Source organism: Croceicoccus naphthovorans, from assembly GCF_001028705.1.
GTDB classification, from domain to species: Bacteria; Pseudomonadota; Alphaproteobacteria; order Sphingomonadales; family Sphingomonadaceae; genus Croceicoccus; species Croceicoccus naphthovorans.
Genome location: NZ_CP011770.1, coordinates 2,553,831 through 2,572,968, shown reverse-complemented (window position 1 = coordinate 2,572,968; position 19,138 = coordinate 2,553,831). Strand labels below are relative to the sequence as shown.

Annotated in this window: 16 protein-coding genes and 1 tRNA gene; 10 read left to right on the top strand and 7 right to left on the bottom strand. The window is 64.8% G+C overall.

Annotated features, from left to right (window positions below; translation table 11 throughout):
* Positions 1-4: 4 nt before the first annotated feature.
* A complete protein-coding gene (locus AB433_RS12955; RefSeq protein ID WP_047821533.1) occupies positions 5-811 on the bottom strand; it encodes a transporter in 807 nt (268 codons plus the stop codon).
* Between the two features lie 338 nt (positions 812-1,149).
* On the opposite strand from AB433_RS12955, the gene AB433_RS12950 reads away from it, so the two are divergent.
* Complete coding sequence (locus AB433_RS12950) at positions 1,150-4,860, top strand: autotransporter domain-containing protein (RefSeq protein ID WP_169749357.1); 3,711 nt, start codon at positions 1,150-1,152, stop codon at positions 4,858-4,860.
* Positions 4,861-4,939: 79 nt separating this feature from the next.
* On the opposite strand, the gene AB433_RS12945 is transcribed toward AB433_RS12950, so the two are convergent.
* The 3 genes from AB433_RS12945 to AB433_RS12935 all read right to left on the bottom strand — a co-directional run bounded on the left by AB433_RS12945 (position 4,940) and on the right by AB433_RS12935 (position 7,241).
* Positions 4,940-5,015 (bottom strand) — tRNA-Thr (locus tag AB433_RS12945).
* Between the two features lie 19 nt (positions 5,016-5,034).
* Complete coding sequence (locus AB433_RS12940) at positions 5,035-5,916, bottom strand: hypothetical protein (RefSeq protein WP_047821528.1); 882 nt, start codon at positions 5,914-5,916, stop codon at positions 5,035-5,037.
* 5 nt (positions 5,917-5,921) lie between these two features.
* On the bottom strand, positions 5,922-7,241 hold the full coding sequence (locus AB433_RS12935) for a replication-associated recombination protein A (protein WP_047821526.1): 1,320 nt from the start codon (positions 7,239-7,241) through the stop codon (positions 5,922-5,924).
* A 101-nt stretch (positions 7,242-7,342) separates the two neighbouring features.
* Between AB433_RS12935 and AB433_RS12930 the strand changes: the two genes are divergently transcribed.
* A complete protein-coding gene (locus AB433_RS12930) occupies positions 7,343-7,798 on the top strand; it encodes a hypothetical protein (protein WP_047821524.1) in 456 nt (151 codons plus the stop codon).
* Here the strand turns inward: AB433_RS12930 and AB433_RS12925 are convergent, their stop codons facing one another.
* A complete protein-coding gene (locus AB433_RS12925; RefSeq protein ID WP_047821521.1) occupies positions 7,799-9,001 on the bottom strand; it encodes a glycosyltransferase family 4 protein in 1,203 nt (400 codons plus the stop codon). It abuts the gene before it with no gap.
* A 186-nt stretch (positions 9,002-9,187) separates the two neighbouring features.
* Here AB433_RS12925 and AB433_RS12920 point away from each other — a divergent pair, with 186 nt between their 5' ends.
* Genes AB433_RS12920 through gspN form a run of 8 tightly spaced genes read left to right on the top strand, consistent with a single transcriptional unit; the run spans position 9,188 to position 17,855 of the window.
* Positions 9,188-10,036 (top strand): type II secretion system protein N, encoded by an 849-nt coding sequence (locus tag AB433_RS12920; protein ID WP_047824060.1) that lies wholly within the window; start codon positions 9,188-9,190, stop codon positions 10,034-10,036.
* Positions 10,033-12,150, top strand: coding sequence for a type II secretion system secretin GspD (gene gspD / locus AB433_RS12915; protein ID WP_047821520.1), 2,118 nt, complete (start codon positions 10,033-10,035; stop codon positions 12,148-12,150). The genes AB433_RS12920 and gspD overlap by 4 nt, the downstream gene beginning before the upstream one ends.
* A gap of 8 nt (positions 12,151-12,158) precedes the next feature.
* The gene (locus AB433_RS12910) at positions 12,159-13,772 is read left to right on the top strand and encodes a GspE/PulE family protein (protein WP_047821518.1); all 1,614 of its coding nucleotides are present in this window, start codon (positions 12,159-12,161) and stop codon (positions 13,770-13,772) included.
* Positions 13,772-14,998: a type II secretion system inner membrane protein GspF gene (gene gspF / locus AB433_RS12905; RefSeq protein WP_047821516.1), complete on the top strand. Its 1,227-nt coding sequence runs from the start codon at positions 13,772-13,774 to the stop codon at positions 14,996-14,998. Before AB433_RS12910 ends, gspF begins: the two co-directional genes overlap by 1 nt.
* A gap of 3 nt (positions 14,999-15,001) precedes the next feature.
* Positions 15,002-15,457, top strand: coding sequence for a type II secretion system major pseudopilin GspG (gene gspG / locus AB433_RS12900; protein WP_047821514.1), 456 nt, complete (start codon positions 15,002-15,004; stop codon positions 15,455-15,457).
* Between the two features lie 6 nt (positions 15,458-15,463).
* Positions 15,464-16,639 carry a type II secretion system protein GspL gene (gene gspL, locus AB433_RS12895; RefSeq protein ID WP_047821512.1) on the top strand — a complete coding sequence of 392 codons (1,176 nt, stop codon included), beginning with the start codon at positions 15,464-15,466 and terminating at the stop codon, positions 16,637-16,639.
* Complete coding sequence (gene gspM, locus AB433_RS19565) at positions 16,636-17,115, top strand: type II secretion system protein GspM (RefSeq protein WP_053059155.1); 480 nt, start codon at positions 16,636-16,638, stop codon at positions 17,113-17,115. Before gspL ends, gspM begins: the two co-directional genes overlap by 4 nt.
* Complete coding sequence (gspN, locus tag AB433_RS12885; RefSeq protein WP_047821510.1) at positions 17,112-17,855, top strand: type II secretion system protein N; 744 nt, start codon at positions 17,112-17,114, stop codon at positions 17,853-17,855. The genes gspM and gspN overlap by 4 nt, the downstream gene beginning before the upstream one ends.
* Positions 17,856-17,867: 12 nt before the next feature.
* Here the strand turns inward: gspN and AB433_RS12880 are convergent, their stop codons facing one another.
* Both AB433_RS12880 and AB433_RS12875 read right to left on the bottom strand, forming a co-directional pair.
* Positions 17,868-18,320: a Dps family protein gene (locus AB433_RS12880; protein WP_047821508.1), complete on the bottom strand. Its 453-nt coding sequence runs from the start codon at positions 18,318-18,320 to the stop codon at positions 17,868-17,870.
* Between the two features lie 105 nt (positions 18,321-18,425).
* Positions 18,426-19,112: a queuosine precursor transporter gene (locus AB433_RS12875; protein WP_082135059.1), complete on the bottom strand. Its 687-nt coding sequence runs from the start codon at positions 19,110-19,112 to the stop codon at positions 18,426-18,428.
* Positions 19,113-19,138: the final 26 nt, after the last annotated feature.

Sequence of the window (19,138 nt, the reverse complement as noted above, 5' to 3'; positions counted from 1 at the left end):
CCGATCAGAACCCCAGACCGATCCGCAGGCCCAGCTTTGCGTCCGGCGCATCTTCGGACAAACCCGCGCGTCCGTTCAGGCCCAGCCTGAGATTCGGAGCAAGCTGCGTGCCCAGATCGACGCCAACGCTCTGGCGGTCGCCTGCCTGGCTGCTTTGCGATTGTTCATAGGCATAGGATAACGATACCGCGCTGGTCCGGCTGAACCCGATGCTGGCCCCGGCCGTGCCCGACAGCGTATCGTGCACATCGAACGTGTCAGGCTTGCCAACGAAAGTATAGCCCGCGCCCACGAAGGGTATGACCGATCCGAAGCGTTTCGATATCTGACCCGCCACGCCATAGTCGAACGCGCCGGTGCCCAATCCCCTTTTCTCCGACGCGGTGGGGATTTTGGCCGATGCGGCGACGGCCGCGTCGAACCCGCGAACCGGCAGGCGATAGGCGGCTTGCACCGAGACATCGCCGATCCCCTTACGCCGGACCGGTCGGAATTCGATGTCGGACGATGCGAACAGGGGCGTGCCGAGCAGGCCGCCCTGATTGACGATCAGGTATTTGGGCGCGGTCGTGACCAGATATGGCACCGACGCGGAAAGCGAGACCGGTCCCCGCGAAACCGAGACACCCGCCACCGCCGCCGACGTTTGGTAATCCTCTTCCGCGAATTCGCCGCTGGCATATTCGGCCCCGGCCACCAAGGTGATCCGTGTCGGTGTGGCGCTCTGCTCACGGTCTGTCAAAGCAGCTCCGTCATTGGCCAGCGCGGGGGCGGAGAGGGTCAGGAAAATCAGGTAAAGCGCGTAACGCATCGATTGCAGGCTCCGTCAGAAATGGGGGTGGCCCTTGGGGCCGTCTGGTTCGGGTAACGGATGCGGCAAGCGTTCTAATCCACCCTCGGTCGCGGAATTTCGGCGACGGGTTGACCGGACCTTGGCAAATCGCTGTGCCTAAACAGAACGGTAAACGAAGTGTCGAAATGGCCACGCCGAAACGGTCCGGTCCGTTACGAAACCGCCATTTCCGAACCATTCCGGATGCGACCGGCAGATATGATAGGAAAATAGGGAAAGTTGCGTATTCACGCCGCTGCGCTTTGTGCACGCCGCATGGTCATAGCCGCTGGGTTCCAGTGGAGGTGCCCAGAATAATGACCCAACGTTTTCGCAAAAACCGCTTTATGGCTTCGACGGCAATCCTTGCCGCGGGTGTCCTGCCTGTTCAGCCCGCGCTTGCCGATCCGGCGGTTTTTTTCAATGAAGACCTGAACGCGGGTCTTCAGACCTTCCTCGATACGACCGACGCCGCCGATCAGGCCTATAACGATGCCAATCCCGGCGCGACGCAGGATTCGCTGATTTTCCAGTACGATATAACCAATACCAGCAGCAATCGCTTTGCCGTAACCGACACGACCGGAACGGTTACCGTCTACGTGCAAACGACCTTGGCCGGGGCCCCGGCAATGAATACGGGAGGCGGCGACGAAGGTGGCGACGGCTTCACCAACTGGTCGGTCGGCTATACCGCGGGCGACTGGATGAGCGTTGTCGCGGCAGGCTACACGCTCTCCTTCTACAGCGACGCCAGCTACACGACATCTTACGACATCAACGCCGTCGGTCTTCACGTCAATGACTGGGGCACTTGCTGCACTACCGGGAATACCACACCGGATGGAGGCACGGCGAACGCGTCGGAAATCTACATGATGTTTAACGGGTCGACCCCATTACTGGTCGGCGGGATCGACGCCAGTATCGGCGGTGAAGAGCATTTCGTCGCCGCGATCGACGACCGCAACAACTTCTCCAGCGTGACGATGGTCCCCAATGGCAGCGGCGAAATTTTTGGTGCGGGCGGCTACCTCGTTTTCAGCACGCTGCAGATCGGATCGGTTCCGGCCGGATCGTCGGTGGTCACCGTGGGCACGACCGCCGGGCCGATTTCGGGCGGCGAGAATGCGACGCCCGAAACGGTCGGCGATGGCACTTACGAACCGTCGATGGATGGCGGCACGCTTGCCTTCGATAGCGACGACAGCTTCGACACCGACCTGACCGTTACCGGCAATGGCGGCACCATCGATACCGGCACGTTCTATGTTACGTTGAACGGCACGCTGACCGACGAATCCGACCCTTCTGGCGCACTGACCAAGACCGGGTCGGGCACGTTGTTGCTGACCGGCATGAATACGTTCACCGGTGGGTGGGACATCCAGCAGGGCACGCTGGCAGGTTCGACCGAAACGATTGTGGGCAACGTCGCGAACAGCGGGAACCTGCTGATCGATCAGGACACCGATGGCAGTTTCGCAGGCGACGTGTCGGGCACGGGCTCGCTGACCAAGGATGGCGACGGCAACGTCACGCTGACGGGCACGAACAGCTATACCGGCGGCACGACGATTTCGGGCGGCACGTTGACCGGATCGACCACTTCGCTGACGGGCGATGTGCTGAATAACGCGGCGCTGGTCATCGATCAGAACACCGATGGTACTTTCGCAGGCGACGTGTCGGGCACGGGTTCGCTGACCAAGGACGGCGACGGCAACGTTACGCTGATCGGGACCAACATCTACACCGGCGGCACCACGATTTCGGGCGGTACGCTGACGGGTTCGACGACCTCGGTGACCGGGGACGTGCTGAACAACGCGGCGCTGGTTATCGATCAGGATACCGATGGTACGTTCGCGGGTGATGTATCTGGTACGGGGTCGCTCACCAAGGACGGCGACGGCAACGTTACGCTGACAGGCGTGAACACCTATACCGGTGGCACGACGATTTCGGGCGGTGCACTGACCGGTTCGACCATCTCGCTCACCGGGGATGTGCTGAACGATGCGTTTCTGGTCTTCGATCAGGCTGGCGACGGCACCTTTTCGGGCGATGTTTCGGGAACAGGCTCGCTGATCAAGAGCGGCGGCGGGAACGTCACGCTGACCGGTGCGAACAGCTTTACCGGCGGCACCTTGATTACGGGCGGTACGCTGACGGGATCGACCACGTCGCTGACGGGCGATATCCAGAACGAGGCCGCGCTGGTGATCGATCAGGATGTCGACGGCGACTTTGCAGGTATCATCGTCGGCACCGGTTCGCTGACGAAGCAAGGCGATGGCAACGTCACGCTGACCGGCATGAACGGCTTCACTGGCGGCACCTCGATCCTTGGCGGTACCCTGACGGCCTCGACCATCTCGCTGGGCGGTATGGTGTTGAACGATGCCATCTTGGTCATCGATGAGGATGCCGACGCCGAATTCGCCGGTTCCCTTTCTGGCACCGGCGACGTGGAAAAGACCGGCAGCGGCATCGTCACCTTGTCCGGCCTGCACACCATGACCGGTTCGACCATTATCAGCGAGGGCGGCCTGAATGTCATCGGCAGCTATGCGACGTCGGCGATCACCGTCGGGTCGGGCGGCTTGCTGACGGGCAGCGGCATGGTTGGCGGCGTCCTGGTCCGTGATGGAGCGACCCTTGCGCCCAGCGGCATGATGCTGGCCGATGGCGACGTAACTTTCGCCAGCGGATCGACTCTCTTCGTCAACGCAGATGCGGACGGCAATGCCGACCTGCTCGGCGTGACCGGAGCGCTCGACATTCAGGGCGGCATGGTCAGCGTGCTGGCGGTCCAAGGAACGTATGACTGGCAGACGATCTACCAGATCGCGGCGGCCGACACGGTTAGCGGAGAATTCGACGGGGTAGTCACCGACCTTGCCTTCCTCGATCCCTCGCTGGTCTACAGCGCCAGTGGCGTGTCGCTGGTGATGACGCGCAACGACCTGGACTTTGCCGACGTTGCCGAGACCGCCAACCAGCGCGCATCGGGCGTTGCCTTCGATGCCACGTTCGATCCTGCGACCGACGAGTATTTTGCGTTCGCCAGCCTGAACGGCGTCATGGCGCGCGAAGCGCTCGACGCGCTGAGCGGGGAAATCCACGCAACCGTCGCCAACACGGCATGGCAGGACAGCGCCCGCATTCGCCGCGCGGTGCTGGAACGGCTGGACCTGCCGCGTGCGCAGGGCCCCGAACTGTGGATCCAGATCCAGAGCGGGCGCGACGATATCGACGGCGACGGCAATGCGGCAGGCTACCTGCGCAAGACCACGAACTATGCCGGCGGTTTCGAATACGGGTTCGGCCAGTCAAAGCTGGGCATCGCGGTCGGCTATACCGATGGCGATACGCTGGTGGGCAGCCGCTCGTCCCATGTTTCGACCAAGGGCACGCACGGGCACCTCTATGCGGGAACCGACGCAGGCGCGCTGCGCCTTGCCGCCGGGGCGAGCTATGCCGACTTTGACGTAGAGACCGACCGCAACGTCGCGTTCGCCACGATCGATCAGGACCTGTCCGCCGACTATCGGGTAAAGGTCTATGGCGCCTATGCCCGCGCCGGGGTTCTGGTGCCGGTTGGCAAGGGCGCGATCGAGCCCTTTGCCGGGGTGACGTGGAACCGGTTCGACCGCGATGGCTTTGCCGAAACCGGCGAGACTCTGGCGTTGGATGTCGCCGACGAAAAAGCAGATTGGACCTATTCGTCGCTGGGCCTGAAGGGGCACGTCACGCTCGACCCCGCCGATGCCGTCGCGTTCCGCTTTGCCGCAGAGTGGCAGCATGCGCTGGACGGCCGTTCGACTGAAACAACGATGGCGTTCGATGGCGGGCCGGACTTCATCGTAACGGGGTCGCCACTGGCCAAGGACATGGGCCTGATCGATGCAGGCCTGAACTGGACAATGGCACCGGGGCTGAGCCTCGGCCTGTCATATGGCGGCACCGTGTCGAAACAGGGCTTTTCCCGCACCGGACGCGCGACGCTGTCGTTCCGCTTCTGATCGGGACCGCATGGAGAAAGGCGGGGGCGCGGCGTGGCTGCGTCCCCGTTTTTCGTATCTGCCAAAAATTTTGGGGGAATGGTGCCGGCTACAGGATTCGAACCCGTGGCCCCCTGATTACAAATCAGGTGCTCTACCAACTGAGCTAAGCCGGCCCATTTGCGCGCCTCTGCCCTAAGGCGCGCCGAAGGTCCAGCCCTCGGTTCGCGCAATTGCATCGTTGAGGTGTTTGGGGGACCACAACGCGGGGTCGTCGGCATGGCGGCGCAGCCATGCGGCGGTGAGCAGAGCGTCGGAAGCGTGGTCGTCGATCGGGCCTTCGCGGCCAAGCGCGGGAGAGCCGAGCAAGGCCAGCGCATCGTCGAGTTCACGCCAACTACGAATCTTGCTGCGCCCTGCGCGTCTGGCGGCGGCGATGGCGGGGATCGCGGTGTATATTTCGGTGATGACGGAGCCGGTTGCGGGCAGGCGATCGATGGGCCAGACAGGCACTTTGCGATCCAGCCGGTGCAGCACCCGCATCCCGGTCAGGCTCGATTTCCCGACTTGCGCGGCGCCGACGAGGTTGAAGTTCGACGTTGGCTGGCAGCCCAGCGCGGCTTGTGCCTCTTCGGCGACGCGGAACCGGCCTCTGCGGTGCGGGGCACCATGGCCGTGAAACAGAGCGCCTTCGCGCCCGCCATGGCGGCGGAAGTAAGGCGCAAAGTCGGGGTGATCGACGAAACTGGTTGCGGAGAGGTGCGGATCGGCGGCGCAAACGTCGTCGATCAGGTGCCATAGCGCGTGGGCATCGGCGGGACTGTCAGGCAGACCGGGAAAGAACGCGCCGCAATCGGCGAAGGGCAGCGATATGCCCAGGTCCATGCCGACCAATGTATCTTCGGGCAGGTCTTCGCGCAGCAGGGCCAGTACATCGCCGCGTGACCAGCCGCCTTCGCGGATCAGTAATTCGGGCGCGCCGCCATCTGCACGCGCAAGACCCAGTGCGATGCCTTTTTGCCGCTTGCCTGCCGCGCCGGACCAGTCGATGGCAAGGAAGTGCCGGAACCTGGGCAACAGGCTCAGCCCTTCCGCTCAGCGCGTTTCCTGTCCCACCATTCCATACGCTCTATCACCTGACGCTCGAACCCGCGCGGGACGGGCTTGTAATAGCTCTGCCGCTCCATGCCATCGGGCCAATAGTTTGCGCCGGAAAAGCCGTTCTCTGCATCGTGGTCGTAAGCATAGTCCTTGCCGTAGCCCAAGTCTTTCATCAGCTTTGTCGGCGCATTCAGGATGTTTTGCGGCGGGGCGAGGCTGCCGGTTTCTCTTGCAGACTTCCACGCGGCCTTTTGCGCAACATAGGCCGCGTTCGATTTCGGCGCGGTGGCGAGGTAAAGGCAGGCCTGCACGATCGCCAGTTCGCCTTCCGGGCTGCCCAGAAATTCGTAGGCTTCCTTGGCGGCAAGGCACTGGGTCAGCGCCTGCGGGTCGGCCAATCCGATGTCCTCGCTGGCAAACCGGGTCAGGCGGCGCAGGACGTAGAGCGGCTCCTCTCCCGCCGTCAGCATTCGCGCCATCCAATACAGCGCCGCCTGCGGGTCCGACCCGCGCAGCGATTTGTGCAGGGCCGAGATCAGGTTGTAATGCCCGTCGCGGTCCTTGTCATAAACCGCCAGCCGCCGTTGCAGGAACTTGCGCAAGCCATCGGTGTCGAGCGGCGAGTCGATCTTTGCCGCATAGAGCGTTTCCGCTTGATTGAGCAGGAAGCGCCCGTCGCCATCGGCACTGGCGACCAGCGCGGCGCGGGCGTCGGCGTCGAGGGGCAGCGGCCCCGCCAGGTCCTCCGCCCGGTCGAGCAGGGCAGACAACGCAGTCTCGTCCAAGCGTTCGAGCACGAGAACCTGCGCCCGCGACAGCAATGCGGCGTTGAGTGCGAAGCTCGGGTTCTCGGTCGTCGCGCCGACCAGCGTGACTGTGCCGCGCTCCACGAATGGCAGGAAACCGTCCTGCTGCGCGCGGTTAAATCGGTGGATCTCGTCCACGAACAACAATGTGCGCTGACCCGCCTTTTGCGCGGTTTCGGCCTCGGCAAAGGCTTTTTTCAGGTCCGCCACGCCCGAAAACACAGCGCTGACGACGGCAAAGCGCATGCCCACGCTGTCGGCCAGAAGGCGCGCAATGCTGGTCTTGCCGGTGCCGGGCGGGCCCCACAGGATCATGCTGGTCAGGCGGCCCGCTGCGACCATCCGCCCGATCGTGCCTTCCGGTCCGGTAAGGTGATCCTGCCCCACAACATCCGCCAACGTGCGCGGGCGGAGGCGGTCGGCCAACGGCGCGGCTTCACCCGGTTCGGGGGCGGCGCTGGGCGGTGGCGGGTCGTTTGCGAAAAGGTCGGCCATGGGTGCCGCCAATCTAGGGCGCGCGGCGGCGATTGCCAGTTCGGGTTTTATTGCCGATAACCCTGGCCCGAAAGCCGGGTCGCATCCGGGGGAGAGACAGAATGACGACGACGCGCATCAAGGCACCGACGACCTTCTGGATTGTCGCCGTGCTCAGCCTGTTGTGGAATGCGTTCGGGGCTTACGACTACCTGATGACCCAGCTGCAGAACCGCGAATACCTTGGCAGCATGGGGCAGGGTTTCGGCCTCAACGCCGACCAGATGATCGCCTATTACGCAGCAATGCCGTGGTGGGGCAGCGTGTTCTGGGCATTGGGCGTTTGGGGGTCGGTTGCCGGATCGGTCCTGCTGTTGCTCCGCAGCCGGTTCGCGATGCACGCGTTTATCGTGTCGCTGCTGGGGCTGGTGGTGACGCTCATCCTCGGCTTTGTGGAGCCGATACCGGGGCAGACCGACATGACACTGCCGATCATCTTCTCGATCATTCTTCTGGCGGTACTGCTGGCGCTGATCTCTTACAGCCGCCGCATGATCGCGCGGCGGGTCATCGCCTGATCAACGGTCCGCGGACAGCAACCGCAGATAGGTATCGGCCACCGCCTGATTGATCCGGTCCCAGCTGTTCTCACTGGCCCGCGCTTCGCCAGCGTCGCCGTGGGCGCGGGTCAGGGCCGGATCGGTCAGATAGGCGGCCAGCGCCTTGGCAAATTGCCTTGTGTCGCCGGGCGTGACCAGCGCGCCGGTCTTGCCGTCGTTGACGAGGCTCCGGCTGCCGGTTGCGGCGGCGGCCACGACGGGCAGACCACAGGCCATCACCTCCAGCGTGACGTTGCCGAATGTTTCCGTGACAGAGGGGTTGAACAGCACGTCCATGCTGGCCACCGCGCGGCCAAGGTCGGCCCCCATTTGGTGCCCGATGAACACGCCCGTTCCATTGCCGTCTTTCGGCAGGTGATCCTCGAACCAACCGCGCGCGGGGCCTTCGCCGATGACCAGCACCTTGTGCCGCACGCCCTGCTTGCGCAGCCGTTCGATCGTCTCGGCAAAGACGTCGAGGCCTTTTTCCATTACGAGGCGACCAAGAAAGCCCACCACCGGTTCGTCATCGGCAATGCCCAGCGAACGCCGCCACGCCATGTCGCGCATCGACGGGTGAAAGATCGTGCGATCCACCCCGCGCGTCCATAGCGAGACATCGTCGTTCATCCCCTGCTCTTTCAACAGGGCGACCATCGATTCCGAAGGCGCGATCAGCGCGTCGCAGCGATTATAGAACCGCCGCAGGCCGGCAACGACCAGCGGTTCCAGAAAGCCGAAGCCGTAATAGCGGGGATAGGTTTCAAACCGTGTGTGGACCGAGGCAACCGCCGGAATCCCGCGATCGCGCGCCCATGTCACCGCCTTGTGACCGACGACGTCGGGGCTGGCCACGTGAACCACGCTGGGGTCGAAGGCGGCCAGATCCTTCTTCACCGCTGCCGACAGGGCCACCGGCAGGCGATATTCGGACCTGCCGGGGATCGCGATAGAAGGCACGTTGACCAGCGGGCCGGTCGCCTCGAACGCGGGGTTATCGACCACCGGGGAATACGTGCGGACCTGCGCGCCCTGTCGCAGCAGGTAATCGACCAGCCGGTTGAGCGCCTGATTCGCGCCGTCGCGCACATAATTGTAGTTTCCGCTGAACAGCGCCACGCGCAGACCGTTCAGCGGCTGCACGGCCTCTTCACCCAGCGATTTCGACTGCAGGTCCAGCATTGTTCCGGCCCCTTAGCCCGCACCCGCCGATTTGGCGAGGGGGCGTATCTGCATCGAATGGTGGCCGTTGACATAAATCTGTCAAATCGTTGCTACATGGCCACAATCCAGACGGGTTCGGGGCTTTTGAGTCGCCGCGCGATGGGCCATACAGGCCCGGTTGTAACGACGGGTGGGAAGACAAACGTGCGATTCGTTCGCGCCAGTGCGAGCGGGCGGCGGCTGACGGTGCCGGGCCTGCATGATGTGGTCTGGTGGCTCTTGGCCGCCGGGATCGTCGTGGCCGGGGCGCAACTGTTCTGGATGATCGTGACGCCGGTCTCTCCGCTTGGCGACTGGAAGCCGACGCGGGTGCGCCTGATGAATGATAGCGCTCGGTCGGCTTTGATGACGGGGTTCGATCCCTTTAACCGCGAAGTCGTGATCGTTTCCGTCGATCAGCCCAATGCCGTCGCCGTCGTAACCGACCTTCCGCTGACGCTGTTCGGCATCCGCATGAACCCGGCCTCTGGCGGAGGCACCGCGATCGTCGCCGGATCCGATGGCGAACAGGGGGTCTATCGCATCGGTGAGGAAGTGATGGATGGCGTGACCCTGTCCGCCGTCGCCTTCGATCACGTGACGCTCAGCCGGGGCGGGGGCGCGGAACTGCTCTATCTCGACCAGTCGAAGCCTGCGCCGACCGTCGCGCCCACTACGGTCAATCCCGTGGCACCGCCGCCTCCGGTTGTGCCGCCGCCGCCCGCTGCCCCGCCGCCGCCATCGAGCGAGGTTTCGGCCAGCGCCTTGCAGCAGGGTATCGCCTTTGCGGCGGGCGACGGGGGCATCATGCTTAATGCCAAGGGCGATGGCGCGGCCTTCCGCCGGGCGGGCCTGCGCAGCGGCGATGTGCTGACCGCCGTCAATGGCCGCGCCGTTTCGGGCGCTGGCGATCTTTCCCGGGTGGCTGGCCAGCTCAGTCCCGGTTCCTCAGTCACGATGACCGTCAAGCGCAACGGGCGCGATGTGCCGGTCCGGATAACGGTGTCTCAATGAAGCGTATCACGCGTAGTCTTCAGTCCGCCCTTGCCGCCGTCGCGGTGGTCGCCATGGCGCTGCCGCAAGTGGCGATGGCGCAATATGTGCTGAACGTGCGCGATGCCGACGTGCGCGCCTTCGTGGCCGATGCGGCGCAGGTCACAGGGCGGACTTTCATTGTCGACGGGCGGGTGAACGGCAAGATCTCGGTCGTCACCGAACGCCCGCTAACACGTAGCGAATATTTCGAGGTGTTCCTCGCCACGCTGCGCGCGAATGGCCTTGTCGCCGTGCCCATCGGCAATGGCGCGTTTCGTATTCAGCCCGCGCAAAACGCCGCGTCGCAGCCAAGCCGCCTCGGCACCGCTGGTGCGCCGGACAACGCGATGGTCACCGAAGTGGTGCGGCTTGGTTCGATAGAGGCCGCGCAGGCGGTCGAAACGCTGCGCCCGCTGATAAGCCCGGAAGGCTCGATCACCGCCAACCAGGCGGGCAATTCGCTGGTCGTGGTCGACTATGCCGACAACATCCGCCGCATTCGCGCGCTGGTCCGCCAGATCGACCGCGATACCAGCAGCACCGAGCTTGTTACGTTGAACCACGCGGGTGCGCGCGAAATCGCCGCCGCCCTGTCGGAAATCGCGCCCAAGGCGGGCGGGCTGGCCGGTGTGGTCGCGGTCGATAGCTCCAACTCGATCCTGCTGCGCGGTGATCGGGAGACTTTGTCGAAGCTGGCCGCGATGGCCCGCGACCTCGATGCCCGCGCCGCTGAAGGGTCGGAGATCAAGGTCATCTGGCTCGACTATGCAGATGCCGCCGCGATGGTGCCCATGCTGGAACGGCTGGTCGGCGGCAGCGGGGGCAGCGTGACCCCGGCCGCGAGTTCCACCGTCACCGCCACGACCGGCGGGGGCGAGGATGCCAATGTGGGTTCGGGCCTGAACAACGCTGGCGATGTCGGTGGCGGTGCGATCCAGCTTTCCGGTGGGCGCGGGACCGCGATCATCACTCGCTATCCCGGCGCGAACGCCATCGTCATTTCTGCTCCTGTCGACGTACAGCGGCGGCTTGCCGAATTGGTGCGCCAGCTCGACATCCGGCAGGATCAGGTGCTGGTCGAGGCGATCATTGTCGAAGTGTCGGACAGTGTGGCCAAGGAACTGGGCGTCCAGTTCCTGATCGGCGGCAAGGACATGCCGTTTGCGGTTACGAACTTCAGCAACGTCGCGCCGAACATCCTCGATATCGCGGGCGGTCTGTTGGCCGATGCGACCGACCAGACGACGACTGTGGTCAGCGATGGCGTGGTCTCCAGCTCGACGACTTCGACAGTCGGCGACCTGTTGCGCGAAAACGCGGCGACCGCGGTGTTGGGCGCGCGGGGTGGCTATACCGGCGGCTACACTTCTATCGGCAACGACCGTTATATTGGCGCGCTGATCAATGCGATCCAGGCGGATTCGGATTCGAATATCCTGTCGACACCGCACATCACGACCAATGACAATGTGCCCGCCTCGATCCTGTTCGGGCAGGAAATCCCTGTTTCGACCGGGGAAGCGCTGAGCGGCAATTTCGACAACGCGTTCCGTACGATCCAACGCCAGAACGTCGGTATAGAACTGGACGTCACGCCGCAGATCAACGCGTCGAACGAAGTGCGGCTGGACTTGCGGCAGGAAGTCAGCTCGATCGCCGGGCCGGTATCGAGCGACTTTAACGAGCTGATCATCAACAAACGCGAGATCAAGACGACCGTTACCGTCGGCGACCGCGAGATTATCGTGCTGGGCGGCCTGCTCGACGATAACGAACGGCGCACGATCCAGAAGATCCCGTTGCTGGGCGATATTCCGGTCATCGGCGAATTGTTCAAGTCGCGCGGCAAGAGCCATGCGAAGACGAACCTGATGGTCTTCATCCGCCCCACGATCCTGCGCACAGCGCGCGACCGGCAGGAAGTTACCGCGCGCCGCTATGGCATCATCCGCGATGCGCAGCGCACTTTCGACCCGGATCGGGAGCCGAGCATCGACGAACTGGTCATCGACTATCTCGGCGCCGCCCCGCCGCAAATGCCGAACCGCCCCGATGATGTGATCATAACGCCCGAGAGCGAGGCCGCGCAGTAAGCGAAGCGATGAGCGACGAGCCGCATCTCGACCCCGGACATACCGCGCTGAACGGCGAAGTGCCGCTGGCCGACGATGTTGCGCTGGCCGGGGCAGCGGCGGTCGTGGTGCCTGCGCGCGAGGCGCTCACGCCGCTGCTGACTTATGCCGAGGCGCGCGACTGGGGCGTGATCGTTTCCGACGAGGATGTCGACGGCGCGGTTCCGCTGGTGCTGCGCGAAGGGACGGATGCGACCGTCCTGCTCGAACTGCGCCGCCGTTTTGCGCGGCCCTTGTCGACCCGCCGAGCGACCGCGACCGAGTTCGAGAAGCTGTTGACCGGGGTTTATGGCGACACCGGCGCGCTGGAGGCGGATGGGCTGGGTTTCGAGGCCAGCGACGATGCGCTCGGTCTTGGCCTGCCGAGTGCGGAAGACTTGCTCGACAGCGCCGACGATGCGCCCGCGATCCGGTTGATCAACGGCCTGATCGCGCAAGGCCTGCGCGAAGGCGCGTCGGATATTCACATCGAGCCATACGAGCAGGCGCTGGTCGTGCGGTTCCGCGAAGACGGCGTGCTGAAGGAAAAGCTGCGCATGCCGCCGCATGTCGCGCCGGTGCTTGTCAGCCGTATCAAAGTCATGGCCCGGCTCGATATCGCAGAGCGCCGCGTGCCGCAGGACGGACGCATCGGGCTGTCGCTGGGCGGCAAGCTGGTCGACGTGCGTGTTTCGACTCTGCCGAACCGCGCGGGTGAACGGGTGGTGATGCGCCTGCTCGACAAGGACAATGCGGGGATCGACCTCGCGCAGCTTGGCCTTGACGATCATGCCGAGCGGGTGCTGACCCGCGCGCTCAACGAGCCGAACGGGATCGTGCTGGTCACCGGGCCAACGGGGTCGGGCAAGACGACCACGCTCTATGCCGGATTGCGCACGCTGAACGATGGTCAGCGCAATATCCTGACTGTGGAAGACCCTGTGGAATACGCTGTGGATGGCGTGGGCCAAACGCAGGTGAACGCGAAGGTCGGGCTGTCTTTTGCAGCGGGCCTGCGTGCGATCCTGCGGCAGGACCCGGACGTGGTGATGGTCGGCGAAATCCGTGACAAGGAAACCGCCGACATCGCGGTTCAGGCCTCGCTGACGGGGCACCTCGTGCTCTCCACCGTGCACACCAACGACAGTGTCGGCGCGATCACCCGCATGCGCGACATGGGCGTCGAACCATTCCTGCTGGCAAGTACATTGCGCGCGGTCATCGCCCAGCGTCTGGTGCGCCGCCTGTGCAAGGTTTGCCGCCGTGAGGGTGAGATCGACCCGGCGTTGGGTGAAATCCTGAACATCAAGCCGGGCAAGACGGTCTTCCATGCGGTCGGCTGCGACGCTTGCGGCCATTCGGGCTATCAGGGGCGGATCGGCTTGTTCGAGGCGCTGCGCGTCGACGATACCGTGCGCCGGCTGGTCAACGCAGGCGCATCGGAAGAGGAAATCGCCGACCATGTTTTCGGCAAGGACGCGGCTGGCAACCGGCGCGGGACGCGACTGGTGCGCGCGGCAAAGCGCCTTGTCCTGTCGGGGGAGACCAGCCCCGAGGAAGCGGCGCGCGTCGCCCGGCGCGATGATGGCGGCGTCGTGGTCTGATGCCGCGCTGGTCCTATCTTGCGGTCGACCCCACGGGGAAAGAGCGGCGCGGCGCGATCGACGCCGCCAGCCTGCCCGCTGCGCGTGAGCAATTGACGACCCGCCGCTGGCACGTCCTGCGGTTGGAGGAGGGCGCGGCCAAGGCGCGGACATCTACCCCCGGATCGTTCAGCCTGCCCAGCCGCACGCCGAAACTGCGCGCCCGCGAACTGGCACTGTTCACGCGGCAATTCTCCTCGCTCATGATCGTCAGCCCGTTGGAAGAAGCGCTGCGCACGATCAGCCGCCAGACCGAAAAGGCCAAGGCCCGCGCGATCCTGACCAACGTGCATCAGGGCGTGGTCGAAGGCCAACCACTGGCCGAGGCGATGCGCCGCGAACCCGCCAGCTTCCCACCGATTTATCGCGCGATGGTATCGGCAGGCGAATCCAGCGGCAGCCTGCCCCGCATTGCCGAGCGGCTGGCCGACATGCTGGAAAAGCAGGCGGCGGCGCGGTCAAAGATTTTCGCCGCAATGGCCTATCCGGTGGTCCTGTCGCTGATGGCCATCGGCGTCGTGATGCTGTTGATGATTTCGGTCGTGCCGCGTGTGGTCGAGCAATTCGACAATGCTGCGCGTCAGCTTCCGCTGCTGACCCGCGCGGTGATCTGGTTGTCGCAGTTCCTCTCGGCTTGGTGGTGGGCGCTGGCGCTGGTCGCCGCTCTGGCCATGCTCGGTTTCCTGCGCGCGATGGCGGTTCCGGCGTTCAAGTACCGCTTCGACGCGTTCCTGCTGCGCCTGCCGTTCATCGGCCGCCTGATCCGCGATACCCACGCCGCCGCGCTGGCCCGCACGCTGGCAACGATGATCGACGCGCGCCTGCCGCTGGTCGACGGGCTGAAGCTGTCGAGCCGCACCGTGTCGAACGCCGTGCAGCGTCAGGCGCTGGAGCGCATTACCGAAAAAGTGCGCGCCGGCACCTCGCTATCGACAGCGCTGCGCGAGGCCGGGACGTTTCCGCCGTTGCTCGTCTATCTCGCCGCCAGTGGCGAGAGCGCGGGTCGGCTGGGCGACATGCTGGAACGCGCGGCCGACTACCTCGAACGCGAATTCTCGCAATTTACCGCGGCGGCGATGGCGCTTTTGGAGCCGTTGATTATCATCGTCATGGGCGTGATCGTCGCGCTCATCATCCTCGCTATCCTGCTGCCGATCCTGCAACTTCAGGACCTGACCGGACTTTGACTTATGACTGACCAGACCCAGACCACCGCACCTGATGCGCGCAAGAAGCGTCGCAACGGCTTTTCTCTCGTCGAATTGATGGTCGTGCTGTTTATCATCGCGCTGCTGGCGACGGTGGTGGCGATCAACGTGTTGCCCAGCCAGGACAAGGCGATGAAGGTCAAGGCGCAGAGCGACATCGCGACGATGGCGCAGGCGATGGAAATGTATCGGCTGGACAACGCGACCTACCCCAGCCAGTCGGACGGGTTGAACGCGCTGGTCAGCCCGCCCGCGACGCTGACGATGCCGCAGAATTACCGCAGCGGCGGCTATATCAAGTCGCTGCCCGCCGATCCGTGGGGCCGCGCCTATCAGTATCGCTCGCCCGGCAATAACGGCAAGCCGTTCGAGATTTTTTCGCTGGGTGCCGACGGTCAGCCGGGCGGTGAGGGAGACAACGCCGACATCGTCGGCTGACCTGCCATGGCGCTGCGCCTGAATCATGATGTGCCGCCCGAAAGCGGTCCAGAAACTGCCTCCGCAGCGGCGGGTTGGATCGTCCTGCTGGGCGAGGCGCCCCGTGCCGACTGGCGCGTGTGGCGCGTTTCGGGAGACCGGTTGAGCGGTGGCGACGCGTTGACGCCGGGTGAGGATGCGACGCCTTGGGATGAGGATGAGGTGCACCGTGTGATCGCGCTGGCTCCGGCGGCGCTGGCCCCGGTGCGGATCGTGCCGCGTGGCGATATGCCGATGGCCCAGGCGCTGGCCGCGACCCGGCTCGACCCGCCGGGTCTGCGCGGCGCGCCCGAAGCAACGCACGTCGCGGTTGCCGCCGGTGCCGATGGCGAAACGGTGCTGAGCGCCGCCGTCGCCAAGACGGACATGGATGTGTGGCTGGCCGAACTGGCCGCCAATGGCGTCGATGCGGCGGCGATCTTGCCCGCCGCACTGGCTCTTCCCGCTGCCGAGGCGGGACAGGTCATGACCGGTACATTGGGTGCGCAACCCTTGGCGCGAAGCCCTGCGATGGCCTTTGCGGGCGAGGACGATCTCGTCGCCGCTCTCGCGCCCGATGCGCAGGTGGTAGAGGCGGACGAAGAGGCCTTGGCACGGCGTATGCTGGCGCAGTTTGCCGCGCCCGAACTTGATTTGCGGCAAGGTGCCTATGCCCTGCCGCGCGTGTCCTATTTCCGCCTGCCCGACTGGCGGCAACTGGCGCGGATGACGGCGATCCTTGCGCTGCTCGTCCTCGCGATTTTCCTCGTCGAGACGGTCAAGCTCAACCTCGACGCCGATGCGCGTGAAGATGCCGCGATTGCCGCCGCGCAGGCGCGGTTCCCTGGCGTAGGCGATCTGGCCACCGCCGAAACGCAGATCCGCGGCGAACTGCTGCGGCGCGGGGCGGGCGGTGTGGCCTTTGCCGATAGCGCGCCCGCCGTGTTTGCCGCGATGCAGCCGGTGCCGTCGGTGAAGCTGCGCAACCTTAGCTGGCAGGGCGATGGTACGCTGGCTATTCGCGCCGCTGCGCCCAGCGGAGATGCGCTGAACCAGATGCTGATCGCCCTGCAACGCGATGGCTGGCAGATCACCGTGCCGCCAGAGCTGACCTCCGACGCGACGGGATCGACCATCGCCGACATCACGGTGCGCGCACCATGAGCGCGGTGCTGAACCCCGTGCGCGACTGGTATATTGCGCTGACGCTGCGAGAGCGGGTGCTGGTCGGCGTGGCCGGTGGACTGATCGCGGCGATCGTGCTGGTCTTCGGCATGATCCTGCCGCTGGGTGCGGCGCACGATGCCGCGCATGTCCGGCATGAAGAAGCCGTGCGCGCCTCGGGCCGGGTGCTGGCCGGTCTGGAGGCGCTGGAAAACGCGCCGCCGCCCAGTGGAGGCGGGCCGGTTGCGCAGGCCGTCGCCCAGATCGCCGATGCCGAGGGGCTGGTGCTGCAATCCAATCAGGCGCGCGGCAATGACAGCACCGTCGTCGTAGTCCCGACCGCCGCGCCGGGATCGGCATTGGCGTTCATCGACCTGCTGCGCCGTCAGGGCATCGTGGCCGAGCAAGTGACGATTACGCCGTCTGCGGACGGGTCGGTTTCGGTCAACGCCACGGTGCGGAGGGCCGGATCGTGATTGGGCGCTGGATATTCATTCGCGACGGTCGCCTTTCGCGCACGACGAAAGCGGTGCTGGTCCTTCTGGTGCTGATCGCGCTTGTTGGCTTGCTGCCGCTGCGGTTGGTGCTGGGTGCGGCCAACGGCAGCGGGTCGCTTTCGGCGAGCGAGGTTGCCGGAACCGCGTGGGATGGCGCTGCGGGTGATTTCACGGCGGGCGGTCTGCCGCTTGGTTCGCTTTATGTAGCGCTGCGACCGCTGCCGCTGTTGCTTGGTCGGACAGAGTTCTCGCTCAACCGTCCGGCGATGCCCGGTCAGCCGGAGTTCCACGCCGCCGCGCGTGGGGGCGAAGGCTGGGTGCTGTTGAAAGAGGCCAACGGTCAGATCGACTTGGCGGGCCTGATGGCTCCGTTGCCGGTCCGCGCGCTCAGTTTTGCCGACTTTCAGGTCGAGATGAACGAGGGCGCTTGCGTATCCGCCAGTGGCCAGCTTGGCCTGATCGTGCCCAGCCTTGGCCCCGCGCTGCCCGGCGATACCATCCTGTCCGGCCCCGCGAGCTGCGAGGATGGTGCACTGGTCGTGCCGATGGTCGGACCGACCGGGACCGAGAAGCTGAACCTGACGCTGCGTCCCGACAGCACCTGGCAGGCCGACCTGATGTTGGCCGGCCTGCCGGTAGAAGTTGCGGGTCCGCTGATCGAGATGGGCTTTACCGAAAAGCCCGGCGGTCTCGGCTTCAGCGCGCGGGGTACGCTTTAAGCGCCCGGATTGTCAGGCAAGGATGGAGCTGAGGAACCAGACGCGTTCCTCGGCCTGATCGGTCCAGTCGTCGATCAAACCGTCAGTCGCGTTGTCGCCAGCCTCTCCGGCCAGTTCCTTCACCGCTTTCAGCGATTTCACCAGCGTGGCGTTGTCGTCGCGCAGCTGCTCGACCATTTGCATCGCGCCGAGGTTGGAGTCGTCTTCGTCCGCAACCTTGGTCTTGGCCGCGACCGATCCGATCGAGGTCAGCGTATCCGCCCCGTTTTTGCGCACGCGTTCGGCGATGATGTCGACGTTGCCAAAGATCTCGGTCGCCTGTTCGTCGAACAGCAGGTGCAGGTCGCGAAATTCGCGGCCCTTCACGTGCCAGTGGAAATTCTTGGTCTTGAGGTAAAGAGCGAGATGGTCGGCAAGGAGGCCGTTGAGGCCGTCTACCAGCGCCTTCTTCGTGTTGTCGCCCATGATCGTTTCTCCTGTCTGTCGTCCGTTTGAATATTCACCCTATTAACCGACAGAGCAGGCGCGCGTTTCGTTCATATTACCGGACACAGAGATCGGGAAAGCCGATCAGGGCCTTAATCGTCGGCGCGAATCCAACTTGCGCGCCAGCGCGGCCAGCCCGGAAACCAGCGGCGGGATCGCGATGAGCGACAATACGACCTTGGCCAGCATCTGCCCCGCCATCAGCGGCGCGATGGGGAACACGCCATAGAACGCGACAGTGATGAAGATGACCGTATCGACCGCCTGCGACAGCGCCCCAGCGATCCCGGCGCGCAGCCAGATCGGCCCGCCGAACTTTTCGCGAATGGCGCTGATCACCGTAACGTTGAGCAGTTGCGAGATGCCGTACGCGATCGGCCCGGCGATCCAAATCCGCCACGTGCCGCCAAGGATGGTCTGGATCGCGTTCAGCCGATCCGGGTCCATTTCCGGCGAGGCGGGCAGTTCCAGCACGAAGATCGACAGCAGGATCGATGCGAAGATGGGCGCGAAGCCCCACAGGACCAGTTTGTTCGCGGTGCCCTTGCCGTAAACTTCCGCGATCGCGCCCCCCATCGCCACCAGCGTCAGAAAGGCGAACATACCCGCCTCTACCGCCAGCGGACCCAGCGCGACCTGCTTGTTGCCCAGCACACCGGCGAATGTGCACATACCGCCGTAGAAGATGGCGATGGCGAACAGGCCGGGGGCGAAAAGGCCTTTGGGCACGGCGGTCAGGCCCAGCGGGGCGGTGTCGGTCTTGTCCTGCATGGCGTGCAGGGTTAGCGGCTTTGCGG